The 14,521-nt window shown below is 63.9% G+C and carries 15 protein-coding genes; all 15 read right to left on the reverse strand.

All coding sequences use genetic code 11. From position 1 onward, the window contains the following. Window positions 1-33 precede the first annotated feature (33 nt). Window positions 34-654 carry an outer membrane lipoprotein carrier protein LolA gene (locus tag AC07VI_RS00355; RefSeq protein ID WP_086144153.1) on the reverse strand — a complete coding sequence of 207 codons (621 nt, stop codon included), beginning with the start codon at window positions 652-654 and terminating at the stop codon, window positions 34-36. After that, window positions 651-1,118, reverse strand: coding sequence for an acyl-CoA thioesterase (locus AC07VI_RS00360; RefSeq protein ID WP_492995288.1), 468 nt, complete (start codon window positions 1,116-1,118; stop codon window positions 651-653). Before AC07VI_RS00360 ends, AC07VI_RS00355 begins: the two co-directional genes overlap by 4 nt. Next, complete coding sequence (locus AC07VI_RS00365; protein WP_492995289.1) at window positions 1,111-2,679, reverse strand: HAL/PAL/TAL family ammonia-lyase; 1,569 nt, start codon at window positions 2,677-2,679, stop codon at window positions 1,111-1,113. Before AC07VI_RS00365 ends, AC07VI_RS00360 begins: the two co-directional genes overlap by 8 nt. Then, complete coding sequence (locus AC07VI_RS00370; protein ID WP_086144234.1) at window positions 2,666-3,637, reverse strand: lysophospholipid acyltransferase family protein; 972 nt, start codon at window positions 3,635-3,637, stop codon at window positions 2,666-2,668. The genes AC07VI_RS00365 and AC07VI_RS00370 overlap by 14 nt, the downstream gene beginning before the upstream one ends. Continuing rightward, a complete protein-coding gene (locus AC07VI_RS00375) occupies window positions 3,634-4,389 on the reverse strand; it encodes a glycosyltransferase family 2 protein (protein ID WP_492995292.1) in 756 nt (251 codons plus the stop codon). The genes AC07VI_RS00370 and AC07VI_RS00375 overlap by 4 nt, the downstream gene beginning before the upstream one ends. Continuing rightward, on the reverse strand, window positions 4,382-5,470 hold the full coding sequence (locus AC07VI_RS00380) for a class I SAM-dependent methyltransferase (protein WP_086144150.1): 1,089 nt from the start codon (window positions 5,468-5,470) through the stop codon (window positions 4,382-4,384). Before AC07VI_RS00380 ends, AC07VI_RS00375 begins: the two co-directional genes overlap by 8 nt. Further along, complete coding sequence (locus tag AC07VI_RS00385) at window positions 5,464-7,266, reverse strand: ApeI family dehydratase (protein ID WP_492995294.1); 1,803 nt, start codon at window positions 7,264-7,266, stop codon at window positions 5,464-5,466. The genes AC07VI_RS00380 and AC07VI_RS00385 overlap by 7 nt, the downstream gene beginning before the upstream one ends. A 7-nt stretch (window positions 7,267-7,273) precedes the next feature. Then, entirely contained in the window at window positions 7,274-7,819 is a 546-nt protein-coding gene (locus tag AC07VI_RS00390) for a COG4648 family protein (RefSeq protein WP_492995296.1), read from the reverse strand. 3 nt (window positions 7,820-7,822) lie between these two features. After that, window positions 7,823-8,080 carry an acyl carrier protein gene (locus AC07VI_RS00395; RefSeq protein ID WP_034750398.1) on the reverse strand — a complete coding sequence of 86 codons (258 nt, stop codon included), beginning with the start codon at window positions 8,078-8,080 and terminating at the stop codon, window positions 7,823-7,825. Window positions 8,081-8,111: 31 nt separating this feature from the next. Beyond that, on the reverse strand, window positions 8,112-8,366 hold the full coding sequence (locus AC07VI_RS00400) for a phosphopantetheine-binding protein (RefSeq protein WP_071322591.1): 255 nt from the start codon (window positions 8,364-8,366) through the stop codon (window positions 8,112-8,114). Beyond that, window positions 8,359-9,150 (reverse strand): lysophospholipid acyltransferase family protein, encoded by a 792-nt coding sequence (locus AC07VI_RS00405; RefSeq protein ID WP_086144147.1) that lies wholly within the window; start codon window positions 9,148-9,150, stop codon window positions 8,359-8,361. Before AC07VI_RS00405 ends, AC07VI_RS00400 begins: the two co-directional genes overlap by 8 nt. Beyond that, complete coding sequence (locus tag AC07VI_RS00410; RefSeq protein ID WP_226935348.1) at window positions 9,143-9,847, reverse strand: beta-ketoacyl synthase chain length factor; 705 nt, start codon at window positions 9,845-9,847, stop codon at window positions 9,143-9,145. Before AC07VI_RS00410 ends, AC07VI_RS00405 begins: the two co-directional genes overlap by 8 nt. A gap of 606 nt (window positions 9,848-10,453) precedes the next feature. Continuing rightward, window positions 10,454-11,512 carry an AbrB family transcriptional regulator gene (locus AC07VI_RS00415; RefSeq protein ID WP_253251898.1) on the reverse strand — a complete coding sequence of 353 codons (1,059 nt, stop codon included), beginning with the start codon at window positions 11,510-11,512 and terminating at the stop codon, window positions 10,454-10,456. Between the two features lie 2 nt (window positions 11,513-11,514). Then, window positions 11,515-12,588: an ABC transporter ATP-binding protein gene (locus tag AC07VI_RS00420; RefSeq protein ID WP_492995300.1), complete on the reverse strand. Its 1,074-nt coding sequence runs from the start codon at window positions 12,586-12,588 to the stop codon at window positions 11,515-11,517. Window positions 12,589-12,608: 20 nt separating this feature from the next. Next, a complete protein-coding gene (locus tag AC07VI_RS00425; RefSeq protein ID WP_086144144.1) occupies window positions 12,609-14,399 on the reverse strand; it encodes an ABC transporter permease in 1,791 nt (596 codons plus the stop codon). Window positions 14,400-14,521 lie beyond the last annotated feature (122 nt).

Consider the following 14,521-nt stretch of genomic DNA (forward strand, 5'->3'; position numbering starts at 1 on the left):
GCCCGGTGTTGCGGCTGCGCTTCGTCAGCGCGCTCAAAACAGGGCCGCCTCTTGCGCCGTAATGGCAGCCGGTCCCGTCTCAATCGCCGAGAACACGATGCTCGTGCGGTCGCCGCTCGCCTCGCTGATGCTGATGTTTTTCACGAAGGCGCCGCCATCGAGGCGGATGTTGCCGATGGCCTTGGCCAGCGCCGGCTGGCGCGCCTTCAGCGCCACTTGCCAGGTGCCGCCGTCGATGCTGCCGTCCACCTCAAACAGGCTGTCGAGCTGCGCCAGGTCGCCGGCCAGCAGCGAAAACAGCACGCTGTTGATCATCTTGACCACCGGCTCCGTCTTCGCCTCCAGGCGCATGGCCACGCGCTCGCCCTGGAAATGCACGATCTCGTCGCGCGTCAGGCGCAGGGTATTCGGAAACGGCTGCAAGGTGCGCCACAAAACACCCTTGCCGGCGACCACGCAAAAGCGGCCATTCGACGCCAGCGGCTTCTTCATGCCGGCCAGCTGCTTGCTCTGGTCGAAGCGGCCGCACAGCTGCTGCGGCTTGGCCAGCATGGCTTCAATCTTCGCGACGGGCGCGGCCGCTTGCGCAGGGGACACCGCGGCCATGGCTGCCAGGCTGCAAGCAGCCAGCGCTTTACTGATGATGTGCTTCATACGGCTTCCAATCCCAATTTTTCAAACAGTACGGGCGGCGAGGCAAAGCACATCTCGCCGCTGGCGATATGCACAGCCACCTGCGTCGTGCTGGCGCGGTTCAGGCGCTTGCCCGTCAGGCTGTCGCTGACCATGTATTCGATCTTCAACCGGTTCTCCCACTCCACCAGGTCGGCGCGCAAGGTCAGGCGCTGGCCGAACGTGGCCGGCGCCACGTAACGCAGGTGCATGTCGATCACGGGCCAGGCATAGCCGGACGCCTTCATCTCGACGTAGTTGTAGCCGATGCTGTCGAGCAGCGCGCAGCGCACCACTTCCAGATATTTCACGTAGCGGCCATGCCAGACGATCTCCATCGGGTCGAGGTCGAAGAACTGCACCTGCATCTCCACTTCCGCGTGCCAGCGGCTGGGCGCGGCCTTCCTGCCGCGTACCTTGTGCGTCGGTGCCTGCATATCAGCCATGTTCGGCTCCGTACAGCGGCCATGCCTGGGCGCGCATGCGTTCGAGCAGCACGCGCAGTTCCGGATCGAGGCGGCGGTCTTCTTCCACGGGCGCGATATCGGCCGCCAGCGCTTCCATCATCGCTGTCAGCGCCGCTTGCGGCAGCACGTCGGGATTGGCCTTGCAGCGCAGCCAGACGCCCTGCCGCACCGTGATCAGCAGCGCCGCTGCCACCTGCTCGCACAGTTCCAGCACGCGCAGGCAGTCGCGCGCGGCGATGGTGCCCATGCTGACCTTGTCCTGGTTGTGGCATTCGGTCGAGCGCGAAAACACCGAGGCGGGCATGGTCAGCTTCAGTGCTTCGGCCGTCCAGGCGGAAGCGCTGATCTGCAGTGCCTTCAGGCCGTGGTTGATGGCCGCGCGCGGGCCGGTGGCGCCCGACAGGTTGGCCGGCAAGCCCTGGTTGTAGCGGCTGTCGACCAGCAGGGCCATCTGGCGGTCCAGCAGGTCGGCCAGGTTGGCCACCGTGTTCTTCATGCTGTCCATGGCGAAGGCGATATGGCCGCCATAGAAGTGACCGCCGTGCAGCACGCGCTCGCCTTCGGCATCGATGATGGGATTGTCGTTGGCGCTATTGAGTTCATTTTCGATCGACGAACGCAGCCACGGCAAGGCGTCGGCCAGCACGCCGATCACGTGCGGCGCGCAGCGGATCGAATAGCGGTCCTGCAGGCGCTTGCCGTTGCGCTCCCAGCTATCGGTCGGCAGGTCCTCGCGCAGCCACGCCGCCACCTGCTGCATGCCGGGATGCGGCTTGACGGAAAACAGCGTTTCGTCGAAGTGGTGCGCATTGCCATCGAGCGCGAACGAAGCCATGGCCGTGATGCGCGTCGTCAGGCGCGCCAGGTATTCAGCGCGCTCATACGCCAGACAGGCCAGCGCCGTCATGACGGCCGTGCCGTTCATGATCGCCAGGCCTTCCTTCGGGCGCAGGCACAACGGCGTGATGCCTGCTTCGCGCAGCGCCTGTTCCGCCGGCACGTGATCGCCATCGCGCCACACTTCGCGCTCGCCGCACAGCACCGCCGCCAGGTAGGACAGCGGCGTCAGGTCGCCGCTGGCGCCCACCGAGCCCTCCGACGGGATCAGCGGCAGCAGGCCAGCGTCGAGCAGGCGCGCGATCTGCGCCAGCAATTCCACGCTGACGCCGGAAAAACCCTTCGAGAGCGACGCCAGGCGCGTGGCCATGATGGCGCGCGTTTGCGCCGGCGTGAAGAATTCGCCCAGGCCGCAGCCGTGATAAGTGTACAGGTGGTGCGGCAGCTCGGCCACCAGCTCCGGGGGCACGGTGACGGTGCACGAATCGCCATAGCCGGTGGTCACGCCATAGATGGTGCCATCCTCGCGCAGCAGACGGTCGAGGAAGTCGGCGCCGCGCGCTATCGCCGCGCGAAAGACGGGATCGGTGGACAGTTCGGCGCTGGCGCGGCCATGCGCAATATCGGCAATGTCTTCAATGCACAGACGTTCGCGGTCGAAGCGGACGGCGCGTCGGGTGTTTTTCAGGTCAGCGAGATGCATCGGGTGTATCCAGTCTTGAAGTATCGGGGAGTTGCCAAAAATCGTAAAAATTGAACCATTCCAGCGGCGAACGCAGGCAGTGATACTGCAGGCGCGCCGCATAGTCGGCGGCCAGTTCGGCCAGCATCGCCTCGCGCGCCTTGCGCGGCAGATGCAGCGACTCGCGGAAAAGTTCGAAGTGCACCTCAGAACGCTGGCCGCTGCGCATCGAAAACAGCAGATACACCGGGCATTGCAGCACACTGGCCAGAACATAGGGGCCAATCGGAAACGCAGCCGGCTGCCCCAGAAAGGGCGCCACGGCCACGCGCGGCTGCGGCGAGACAGGGATACGGTCGCCGGCGATCACGACGAACTCGCCCTGCGCCACCTTCTCGGCCAGCAGCATGGCCGTGGCCGGCGTCATCTCCGTCACCTGCATGAGATTGAGCTGGCTGTCGGGGTTGAGCCGCTCCAGCATGCGGTTGAAGGCCTGCGCATGGCGCGTATGCACGAGCACCGTGAGCTTCAGGCGCGCATTGCGCTGCGACAGCACGCGGCACAGGTCCAGGTTGCCCAGGTGGGCGCAGATCAACAAGGCGCCGCGTCCCTCGTCCAGACAGCGGTTGACGCCATCGGCGCCATCGACGCCATGCAGACTCACGCTGTGCGTATCGAACAGGCCACCCCACAACAGCATCTTGTCGAGGATGGATTCGGCAAACGAGCCGAAATGGCGCAGCACCCTCAGGTCCTCCGCTCCGCCGCAGGCCGCGACGCGGCGCAGATAGGCGCGCGAGACGCGGCGCGCGCGGGCATTCGTCAGCACATACCAGGCCAGCACCGGGTACAGCACGACGCGGAACGGCCAGCGGCCAAACACGCGGCAGATCCAGAACAGCAGGCGCATGCCGGCCACGAAGCTCACTTCGTTGAAACCGGCCCAGTGGCTGCGCTGCCCGTTCGATGCTGCCGTCATCGCGCGCGCCAATGGCGGGCCAGCAGGCGCGGTGCGCGCCACAGCATGCCGAAAAACAGGCGCGCGTGCATGCGCGAAATGAGTACATTGTCGCGCCACAGCTCAAAATGCGAGACGCCGTCGCTGGGGTAACCCACGCGCGTGGGCAGATTCGCCATCGACAGGCCATCCCAATACAGACGCACCAGCACATCGGTGTCGAAATTCATGCGCTGCCCCAGCACGCCACGCTGCGCCAGCGCCGTCAGCGGCGTCAGCGGATAGACGCGGAAACCGCACATGGAGTCACGAATCTGCAGCGACAAGGTATTGATCCATACCCAGATATGCGTCGCATAGCGGCCGTAGTAGCGCGCATTGGGAACCGAGGCATCGTACACGGGGTAGCCGATCACCACGGCCGCCGGCGTGGCTCGCGCCTGCGCCAGGAAGCGCGGCACATCGTCCGTTTCATGCTGGCCGTCGGCGTCGATCTGCAGCGCATGGCTGTAGCCTTGCGCATGCGCGTGGCGGCAGCCCGTCAGCACCGCCCCACCCTTGCCCTGGTTATGCGCATGGCGCAGCAGAGTCACGCGCGACGGATGCGCGGCAGCCAGCGCGTCCAGGGTGCGCACGCCGGCGTCAAAGCTGCCGTCGTCGACGAGGATCAGCGGCACGCCATGCGGCAGCAGGCGCTGCACGACGGCGCCGATCGCGTGTTCATGATTGAACACCGGGATCACGATGCAGGGGTAAAAACGCACTTCAGTCACTGTGCGCTCCGGCGCGGCCAAAACGCAGCAGCGAATGACAATAGCCGATACCGTCGCGCGTGGTCAGCAACTCAAGGCCGGCGGCTTGCGCCAGGCGGATATAGTCGCTGCTCTGGTAAATCTTGCTGTTACCGCTGGCCATGGCCGTGAAATAGGGCGAGGTGTTGATCAGGCAGTAGGCCGCGATATCGTACTGCTGGCGGTCCCAGAAGGTATCCATGATCAGCACTTGCCCGTTTGGCCCCAGCGCTTGCGCCACGCGGCGCAGGATGCTGGCGATGGCAGCCTCGGAAAAGCAGCTGAGGAATTGGCTCATCCAGATCAGGTCCATGCCGGCCGGCAGGGGTGCCGCGTCGTCGAGCAGGTCGCAGGCATGCAAGTGCGCACGCTCGCGCAAGCCAGCGTCGGTCAGGGTACGGTCGGCTACCGCCAGTTGGCGTTCCAGGTCGACCAGGTGCAGTTCGACGCCCGCATGGTAAGCCAGCGCCGCAGTGGCGAACTTGCCCGTATTGGCACCGATGTCCAAGATGCGGCGTGGCGCCGTGGCGAAGACGTCCGGAAAGATCTCGGGAAACGAGGTATCCGAATAATGATGATCGAAGGCGAACCAGCTGCCCTTGGCCGGCTCCGACAGGGCTGACAAGCCCTGGTACAAGGTTGGCCAGTCGCCCAGCGCGGCCAGTCCCAAAGGCTGCTCGGTGTCAAGCGAGCGGTCCAGGTCGAACAAACCCTGGTAGCAAACGTCATGCATGAAGTCCAGGTTAACCTGGGTGATGCTGTCCGTGAGCATGCAAAAACCCACCTTGTCGAGCACATAAGCGCCGTCGCGCAGCGAAACGACGCCGGCCGACAGGCATGATTCCAGCGCCACCTTCAGTGCATATTCCGTCCATCGGCCGCTGGCGGCCATGTCGGTGATCGTCAGGCCGGTGTGGCCGGTATCGGCCAGCGCCTGCAACATGCCGCGCTTCCAGGCATAGCGCACGCATTGAAAGACGACGGGCCCGAAAGCGATTTTTTGCGCTTCAAAACGGGCGGCAAAAGCGGTCTGGCGTTCGGGTGAGAATTTTTTATCTAACATGCGCTCGCTGCTGGAGTGGGTGTATCGGAGCCGCCACCAGGAACGGCAGCGGCATTCGGGTGAAACAGGATGCGGCCGCTGGCATGCTGGCCGGCGTCCGACAGATAACGGAATTGCAGGCTGGCCTTGAGCGCGTCATACTCCAGCGCCAGCCGGACCGGCCGGTCCGGCAGCACCGGCTGCTGGAACTTCAAGGCATGCATGGCGCGAAAATGCGCGGGCAGCGCCAGATGCTGGCGCGCAAAGTGCAGTGCCCACTCCACCTGCACCACGCCGGGCAGCAAGGGTGCGCCCGTGAAGTGGCCATCGAAATAAAACAGATTCGCGGGCACGCGCAACTCGAACAGCAGCCGTGGCGTATCGCCCCCGGAAGCGCTCTCGATCAGTTCCACATGCGGCAAACGCGGCTGTTCCAACAGCGCGAGCAGCAAGGCCTGCGTCGTCTTGCCCTGCGCATTGATGGGCAATTGTTCCAGGTAGCGCCAGCGGCGCGGCAAGGCGACCGCTTCGACCTGCCCGCCCAGCGCCAGCTGCAGTTGGCGGTTCAAGGCCAGCTTGCCCTGCGCGGCAAGCAGCGCGCGGCCGGCGGCGCTGCAAACGATAAAGGCAGCCACTTTCTGCCGCTCGCCGGCCGGCGCGTCGCACAGCAGCACTCTTGCCTCGGCTACCAGCGGCGTGGCCAGCAAGGCCGCCTCGATGGCATTGAGAGAAATGCGTTTTTCTTCGATCTTCACGATGCGGTCGCTGCGCCCCAGCAGCTGGAATCGTCCCGCATCCGTCTGCCGCGCGTGATCCGCCAGGCGCAGCCAGCCATCGCCGGCCAGATGCGCCGAACGCACTTCCAGCGCGCCGTCATCCTGCAGGCGCCAATCCACGCCGGGAAAACCTTGCCAGCTCTCGTCGTCTGGCCGCTCAGGCGCACGCTGGCGCCAAGCCACGCCGCCCGTCTCCGAACTGCCATAGATTTCACAGGGCACGCGGCCAAGCAAACTCCCTGCCGCCAGCGCGCTATCCAGGGCCAGCGGACCGCCCGATGAAAACACGGCGCGCAGCTGCGCTCGCGCGCCTGACCAGTCCAGGTGTTCTGGCAGGCGTTTCAGGTGCGCGGGACTGGCCGCCAGCACGCAGGGACCGCGCGCCAGCAAGGCGGACAGCTGCTCCGGGTAGTCCGCGCTGTGCGCATGCACGGCACGCCCGGCGGCCAGCGGCCACAAGACCTTGAACAGCAAGCCGTAGATATGCTGGTGCGAGACCGTGGCAACAACGGCCGCGCCATCGGCATGGCTGCCAAACAGCTGCTCCAGCGTGGCCACTTCGCTGGCCAGTTGCGAGAGCTTTTTCGGGATGGCCTGCGCCGCCCCCGTACTGCCGGAGGTGTACACAACCAAAGCAGGGAAATCCTCGGCGAGCACTTTCCACGCCCGCGCCGGAGCACTGGCGGCCGGCGGCGACAGCGGCGCATGCCTGGCCGGGAACTGTCCCAGGAAGCCGTCCACCGACGCGGCCAGCGAGGCACAGCTGGCCGGCAATGTATCGGCTGTCAGCCAGACGGTTTTCCCCGCCTGCCAGGCTCCCAGCAAGGCGGCGCCAAACTCGATGCTATCGTCCAGATACAATGCGAAATCGTGGCCAGACTGGCACTCCAGCATGCCTGCCCAGGCTTGCATGCGTGCGGCAAAATGCCCGTGATCGAGCACGGCACCATCGCGCCAGCCCACGGCCAGGGCTGCCGGACGGGCATGCATGGCCAGCGCAAGGCGGGCCAGGGAAGCAACGGGAGAATGAGTTTCCGGCATAAGGACTTCAGACATGATGCAGACGCTTAAAACGCAGGCGGACCAGGTATTCGCCGCCAAATAACAGAGCCATCAGCACATACGCGACCACGCCCGTGTACAGCGACCAGACGGCATCGCTGGCCCACAAGGCGGTGGCCAGCGCAATGCTGCCGTTGACGATGAAAAAGCCGCACCAGACCTGCGTCACGCGGCGCGTATAGCGCACGGCGGCTGGCGGAAAGTCCTTCTCGCGAAGGCGCGCCAGGCGCTCCACCATGGATGGAGGCGCCCACAGACTGTAGGCAAAAGTGGCCAGCAGCACAGCATTGACCAGCACCGGATACAGCTTCAGTGGCAGCAGCAGATTGCTCCATAGCGCGATCGCCACCAGCAGCAGCGCGGCGGCCACCGACCAGCGTGCAGCAGGCTGCAGCTTCAATGCGGGCAGGCGGCAGGCGACGGCCAGCAACAACAGCAATGCCAGCCAGCGCGGTTCGACCAGGCCATGGCCGAACCAGATTGCCAGCGGATACAGTACTGTCAGCAGCAATGCGACGGCATTAAGCAGCACGCGTCATGCCGCCTGTTCCGACACCGACATCGCACGCAGCGCCTCGACCACGTCATCAATGGTGCGGATGGTCTTGAATACTTCCGGCTGCAGGCGCTTACCCGTCAGTTGCTTCAGCTTAACCGCCAGGTCGACCGCGTCGATACTGTCGATATCGAGTTCCGCATACAGATTCGACTGCGGCGTCAGCGCCGCCGGATCAAGCTCGAACATTTCGGCCAGCAGTTGCACTACCCATGCGTACAGTTCATCGCGGCTCATTGCGCTCATATCTACCATTTTTGCTGCTCCCTTACTTCTTTCTGTGAGTGTCAACCATGGCCGCCAGTGCCCGTACGGAGGCGAAGTGGCGGCGCGTATCGGCCGAATCGGCCGACAGGGAAATACCATATTTTTTCTGCAGGGCGACGCCAAGCTCCAGCGCATCGATCGAATCGAGTCCCAGGCCTTCAACAAACAGGGGGGCATCCGTATCGATATCGGCGGCGCTCATGTCTTCCAGTTGCAGCGCCTCGATGATCAGTTCCTTCACTTCTTGTTCAAGCATGTTGTTCCTGTTTCCCGCTAAAGTAATGTTGCAGATGATTGGTCAAAGTGCGCGCCGCGAGGACGTCGCTGGCGCCACCGCCGGTAAACTCGTCGATCGCCAGGTCGTCCTGCACTGCAATCTCGAAATGCGCGCGGCGGGCCGGTACACGCCACCACTGCTCGCCCTTGCCTAAAGTCCTGGGCAGGCAACGTATCAGCACCGGCGTCACGTCACGCCGCCCGCGCACGGCGATATTCGCCGCGCCCCGCTTGAGCAGGATCTCGCCGCTGCGAGGCGTGCGCGTCCCCTCCGGGAAGATGATCAGGTTGTTACCGCGCGCCAGCGATGCCAGGCAGGCCTCCACCAGTTCGGCACCGCCCGTATTGTTGATATAGCCTGCCGCACGCACAGGGCCGCGCGTAAACGGGTTGTTCCACAAATCAGACTTGACGATGCAATCGGCCTGCTTGACATATGCCATCAGGAAAATCGTGTCGATCAAAGTCGGATGGTTGGCCAGGATCAGCAAGCCGCCACGCTCCAGTTTATCCAGGCCGCGCAGGTCATAGCGCAGCACGCCGAGGAGTCGCATCAAGCCGATATAGAAACGAAAACTCCAGCGGATGATGGCGCGCGCGCCGGCGATGCGCGCCTCGCGCCGCCACACCAGCACATGCAGCATGGGAAACACCAGCACGCGCAGCAGCAAGCCGCCTACGCCGAAGGCGGCAAAACTGAGTCCGGTGGCGAAGATCCGCCAGCCCACGGAGACGCCGGTACGCACGTGCGCCAGCTTACGCATGGCGACTCCAGCACCAGACCTGGCGATTGGCGACGTGCTCGAACGTGCGGGCACCGCTCAGCATGAAGCGCTGTACGGCCAGACTGGCCGGCACCGCGGCGGCAGCGGCCGGCAAGGCATCGTCACTGCCACGGGTACGCCACGTCAGGCTGAAACCCTTATCCGGGGAAGATTCGGCCTGCAGCAGCCAGGCAAACGCATGCGGCTGCTCATGACAATCCTCGAAGACCTCGAAGGGTGCCGGCAAGGGACATTCCGCCAGCACCAGCAGGACCTGCGGCGCGCCATCGGCCAGCAAGGCACACGCTTCGATCACTGCGGCCTCAAGGCTGGCGGCGCCGGCAGCGATGGCCAATTGATTGGCCGTATCGGCGCGGGCGATGGAAAACAGGCCGGCACTGGCGTTATGCACGGCCATGCCAAATGCGGTCGGCGACAAGGGCTCGCCCTGGGCCAGCGCGGACAACAATTCGACGGCACGCGCCACTTCGCCATGACGCGAGGAAAAGACCAGGGGAACATCACGCTGCCCCGCCAGACAGGCATAAGCCACCTCGAGCGCCATCTTGCCCAACTGGCCGGCACGGCGGCGCAACAGCGGCGCCATCTGGCGCACACCAGGCTCGCCAATGACGTCGATCGGCGCGACGGACGGGCCGGCTTGCGCCCACACCTGCCATTGCTGCGGCGTTTCCATTCCCGGCGCCCAGGCAGCCTGTCTGACAATCGAAAAACGGACACCATCGGTGCGCATATACAATTTCCTGAGCTCAAAAAAAGGGCGAACTCACGTAAAAACTGCGCAAAAAGCCCAGCCGGCGTTCTTTTCAAATTATAAACGATGGAAGTAAAAATAACTAAAATAAATGGCCGCGTGGCAACTTTTTAAATACACACCCCAAAAAACCGGCATTCATAAAAATACGCCCACCGTTACTATTTGTAACACCCTACCCATTCTCTCCACATGGAAAAGCGGCATTCTTCCGCAAACTGGCGCGATTTTTCAAAATAAGAATTCTTTACCAACGCTAAAGACATGATGCCTACAATGACTGCAACAACGTTGTTTTTGGATAACATGTCTCGCACCGGCCCAGAGAGGCACGAGCGGGGGTGTGATGCCGGCGCCATGCATGACCGGAGAGTGCGCTAACGGAGGAAAATTCCAGCAAATATATTCCCGGACATACTCGCTCCACAGTGTGACGCAGCGCTGCGAACCGACTGCCGCCCGCATTAAATACAGCCATGGCGGAGGCAATTCAGAGCGTTTGCTTTATGCCTTTTTACGTGACGTGATTTAACGCTGCCGATGCCGGTTTTTCAACATGGAAAAGAATGGGCCAATCAACAATACCAGCACCACCATGCGCGCCACATGAAATGCCGTAACGATGGGCACGCCCAGGTGCAATGTCTTGGCCGTCAGCGACATTTCCGCAATGCCGCCCGGCGACGTGGCCAGGATGGCCGTACCCGGATGAATGGCCAGCCAACGCGACAGGCCCAGACCGAAGGCGGTCGCCAATAGCAGCATCAACAGCGTGCAGACGGCCACACTGGCCAGATAACGGGGAGCCGCATGCAGGAAGGCGGGGCTGAAGCGTGTGCCCAGGGCGATGCCGATGAAGAGCTGGCCCGCGCGTATCATCCACTCGGGCAGGCGTGACAGATGGATGCCGCACGCCGTCAGCAGCAAGGCCGCAAGCAAGGGGCCGATGACCCAGGCGTTGGGCAGCCTGCCCCGTTTCAAGGCGAGGGCCGCCAGCGCCGTGATGCCGACCAGCAGCGCCAGCCCGCCATAATCGACCAGCGCGGCACCCGGCACGAAGGTTTCATGCCCCGCCTCCAGGCCATGACTGCCCCAGTAGCGCACGCCGAAGGGAATCGTCGCCACCACCAGCATCATGCGCAGACTGTGCGCGGCGGCCACCTTGCCCACGTCGGCGCCATGGCGCTCGCTTTGCACTGCCATCTCAGAGGCGCCGCCAACGGCCATGGCAAAAAAGGCGGTGGCATGATCAGCGCCCGACAGGCGCCGCAGCAGCAGCGCGCCGGCAGCGCCGAGCGCCAGCGCGAACAGCACGGCGCCGGCGATCCACGGGATATAGGAAGACAGTGCGGCCAGCACGGGCGCCGTAAAGTACAGGCCCAGGGCCGTGCCGATGGCCCACTGCCCCGCTTCGCGCACGCGCACGGGGCAAGCCAGTTCGCGCCCCGCCAGGCGCAGCGCGGCCGTGGCGAACAGGGGGCCGATCATCCACGGCAGCGGCGTGCGCAGCCACAGGCTGATGGCGGCGCCCGCCAGACCGGCTGCCAGCGCGGCACAGACTGCGCGCCAGCGTGGCCACCATGGCACCGTTAAAACACCCAGAGCTTGTCAGCAGGCATATGCAGCCAGTACTTGCCCGCTTCAAGCTTGTGGCGCGAATACGCGCGCAGGTTGATGTTGTCCGCGCCGCCGCGCTCGAACAGGCATTCCCAACGGTCGCCCAGGTACATGCAGGTCAGGAGCGGCATCTCGATGGCGTTGTCCACCTGCGTGGCGCTGATCTTCACCTCTTCGACGCGGATCATCGTCGTCACTTCCGCGCCCACGTTCGCGCCGCGCGCCACGCCCTGCATGGAAGCGCCATCGACCAGCAGGCGCACCAGATTTCCCTCGCGCTGCACCACCTTGCCGGGCAGGCGGTTGTTACTGCCCATGAACTCGGCCGTAAACAGGGTGTCCGGCGTTTCATACATGCTTTGCGGCGTGCCCTGCTGCTCGATCTTGCCGTTATTGAGCAGCAAGATGCGGTCGGAAATGGCCATCGCCTCGCCCTGGTCGTGCGTGACCATCAGCGCGGACAGGCCCAGACGCACGATCAGCTCGCGCAGGAAGGCGCGCGCCTCTTCACGCAGCTTGGCGTCGAGGTTCGACAGCGGCTCGTCGAGCAGGATCACGGGCGGGTTATACACCAGCGCGCGGGCGATCGCCACGCGCTGCTGCTGGCCGCCGGACAGCTGGTGCGGGTAGCGTTCTCCCAGGTGCCCGAGACCCAGCTGCGTCAGCACTTCCTTGATGCGCGCGGCGATTTCCGTACTGCCCATCTTGCGCAGTTTGAGGCCGTAGGCGACGTTGTCGAAGACGGTCTTGTGCGGCCACAACGCATATGACTGGAACACCAGCCCCAGGTTGCGCTGCTCGGCCGGCATTTCGAAATGTTTCGCGCCGTCGAAGACATTGCGCTCGCCGATCTGGATGGTGCCCGCCTTCGGGCTCTCCAGCCCGGCCACGGCGCGCAGCAGGGTAGTCTTGCCGCTACCCGAAGGCCCCAGCAGGGCGACCACTTCGCCTTTTTGCAGGTGCATCGAGACGCCCTTCAGGATCTGGTTGGCGGATGGGCCGGTGCCATAGTCCAGGTGCAATTCATTGACGGTCAATTCATTCATGATGTGGTCTCAGTCTTCTATTAATTATGGAGTTTCACGCCAAAACGCAAGGCGATGCCCAGGCCGATGGCCACCAGGGTGATGTTGATGAAGGACAGCGCCGCCACCAGGTCGGTCGAGCCGCCCGCCCACAGCGATACCAGCATGGCGCCGATCACTTCCGTGCCTGGCGAGAGCAGGTACACGCCCGTCGAGTATTCGCGCTCGAAGATCAGGAAGACCATCAGCCAGGCGCCCAGCAAGCCGTATTTGATCAGCGGCAGGGTCACGTCGCGCGTCACCTGGCCGCGGCTGGCGCCGACGGCGCGCGCCGCCTCCTCCAGTTCCGGCCCCACCTGCAGCAGCGCGGTGGAAATCAGGCGCATGCCGTAGGCCATCCACACCACCGAATATGCAAGCCACAGGGCGAAGATGGTCGAACGCAGTTCGCGCAGCACGGGAATCACATGGCCGCTTAGCCACAGGGCCACGCCGTTGTCCATGCCTTTGAATATACCGTCAAGCCAGGCCGGCACGAACAGGAATACCCACAAAAAGGACAGGCCGGCCAGCAGCCCTGGCACGGCGCGCGGTACCAGCACGCTGTAATCGAGCAGGCGCGTGATGCCATCCTGCTTGCGGTGCATCGCCAGCGCGATGAAGCTGTAGCAGGCCACGGCCAACGCGCCGCCGACGACGCCGATCAGGATGGTGTTGACGATGCCGCGCACCAGCGAAGGCTGATCAAAAATGTCGCGGAAATGCTGCAAGGTCAATACGTCGGCCAGGTGCACGCCCTCGCCCCAGTACTGCACGAAGGAGCGCAGCACGATGCCGCTCAAAGGCAGGATGATGGTGAAGATCAGCCAGCCGGCCAGCAAGGCGAACGCCAGCCACTTCCAGCGGCCCAAGGGCATGGCCTTGCTGCGCGCACCCTTGCCCTTGATCGAGACATATTTGTTGGCCGATTTGAGCAGCCAGCGCTGTATCATCACCAGCGGCATGGTCACCATTACCAGGCACACGGCGACTGCCGCCATCAGGTGGTACGACGGCGTACCGAGCTTGTTCGTCAGCTTGTACAAGTAGGTCGGCAGCACCAGATGGCCTTCCGGATCGCCGAGCACCAGCACCAGGCCGAACACCTCGAAACCGAGGAAGAACACCAGCACGCCCGCATATGCCAGCGCCGGCATGATCATCGGCAGCGACACGTTCAGCATGACCTGGATCGGCGAGGCGCCAGCCACGCGGGCCGCCTCTTCCACGTCCGAACCCAGGCTTTTCAGGGCCGACGAAGCGTACAGGTAGACGTGCGGCACGTGCGTCAGGCCGGCGATGATCACGATACTGGTGAACGAGTAGATATTCCAGGGCACGAAGCCGAGCAACTCCTTGGCCCAGGTCGAATAAAAGCCCACGGGCCCCATCGAGACGACGTAGCCGAAGCCCATCACCATCGGCGAGACAAAGATCGGCACCAGCAGCATGGGGGCGACCCAGCCGCGGCCCGGCAAGTCGGTGCGCACCATCAGGAAGGCCAGCATGCCGCCCAGCGGCACGGCGATGACGGTCAGGCCGAAGGCCAGCATCAGGCCATTCTTGAAGGCCATGGCGAAATCGGGATCATCGAAGATGAAACGGTAGGAATCAAAGCCGAATTCGCGCACCGGCATGAAAAACGGCGCGTTCAGGAAGCTTTGGTAAAAAATCAGGAACAGCGGCAGAAAAATGGCGATTAACGTGATCGTCACGACCACGCCGCGCGACCAGTTCAGGCGCGACAAGGGAGAGCGCGACCGTGCTGGCGGCGGCAAGATAGCAGTTTGCATGATGAATCCAATGAATGAAGGGTGCGGCATCCGTCCGCGAACCGCGGTTCGCAGGCGGCCTGGGAACTCCGATAAAACCGTAGCGAGCGGCAGTGAGTTGTGGCTGAGAAGCGGAGCTGTGC

Source organism: Janthinobacterium sp. GW821-FHT03A03 (genome assembly GCF_059421435.1).

Bases quoted from the DNA above. Each gene is read 5' to 3' on its own strand.
- AC07VI_RS00425 (WP_086144144.1), bottom strand. From the start codon at position 14,399: ATGCAAACTGCTATCTTGCCGCCGCCAGCACGGTCGCGCTCTCCCTTG.
- AC07VI_RS00395 (WP_034750398.1), bottom strand. From the start codon at position 8,080: ATGAGCCGCGATGAACTGTACGCATGGGTAGTGCAACTGCTGGCCGAA.
- AC07VI_RS00380 (WP_086144150.1), bottom strand. From the start codon at position 5,470: ATGTTAGATAAAAAATTCTCACCCGAACGCCAGACCGCTTTTGCCGCC.
- AC07VI_RS00400 (WP_071322591.1), bottom strand. From the start codon at position 8,366: ATGCTTGAACAAGAAGTGAAGGAACTGATCATCGAGGCGCTGCAACTG.
- AC07VI_RS00365 (WP_492995289.1), bottom strand. From the start codon at position 2,679: ATGCATCTCGCTGACCTGAAAAACACCCGACGCGCCGTCCGCTTCGAC.
- AC07VI_RS00370 (WP_086144234.1), bottom strand. From the start codon at position 3,637: ATGACGGCAGCATCGAACGGGCAGCGCAGCCACTGGGCCGGTTTCAAC.
- AC07VI_RS00410 (WP_226935348.1), bottom strand. From the start codon at position 9,847: ATGGAAACGCCGCAGCAATGGCAGGTGTGGGCGCAAGCCGGCCCGTCC.
- AC07VI_RS00385 (WP_492995294.1), bottom strand. From the start codon at position 7,266: ATGCCGGAAACTCATTCTCCCGTTGCTTCCCTGGCCCGCCTTGCGCTG.
- AC07VI_RS00355 (WP_086144153.1), bottom strand. From the start codon at position 654: ATGAAGCACATCATCAGTAAAGCGCTGGCTGCTTGCAGCCTGGCAGCC.
- AC07VI_RS00405 (WP_086144147.1), bottom strand. From the start codon at position 9,150: ATGCGTAAGCTGGCGCACGTGCGTACCGGCGTCTCCGTGGGCTGGCGG.
- AC07VI_RS00420 (WP_492995300.1), bottom strand. From the start codon at position 12,588: ATGAATGAATTGACCGTCAATGAATTGCACCTGGACTATGGCACCGGC.
- AC07VI_RS00360 (WP_492995288.1), bottom strand. From the start codon at position 1,118: ATGGCTGATATGCAGGCACCGACGCACAAGGTACGCGGCAGGAAGGCC.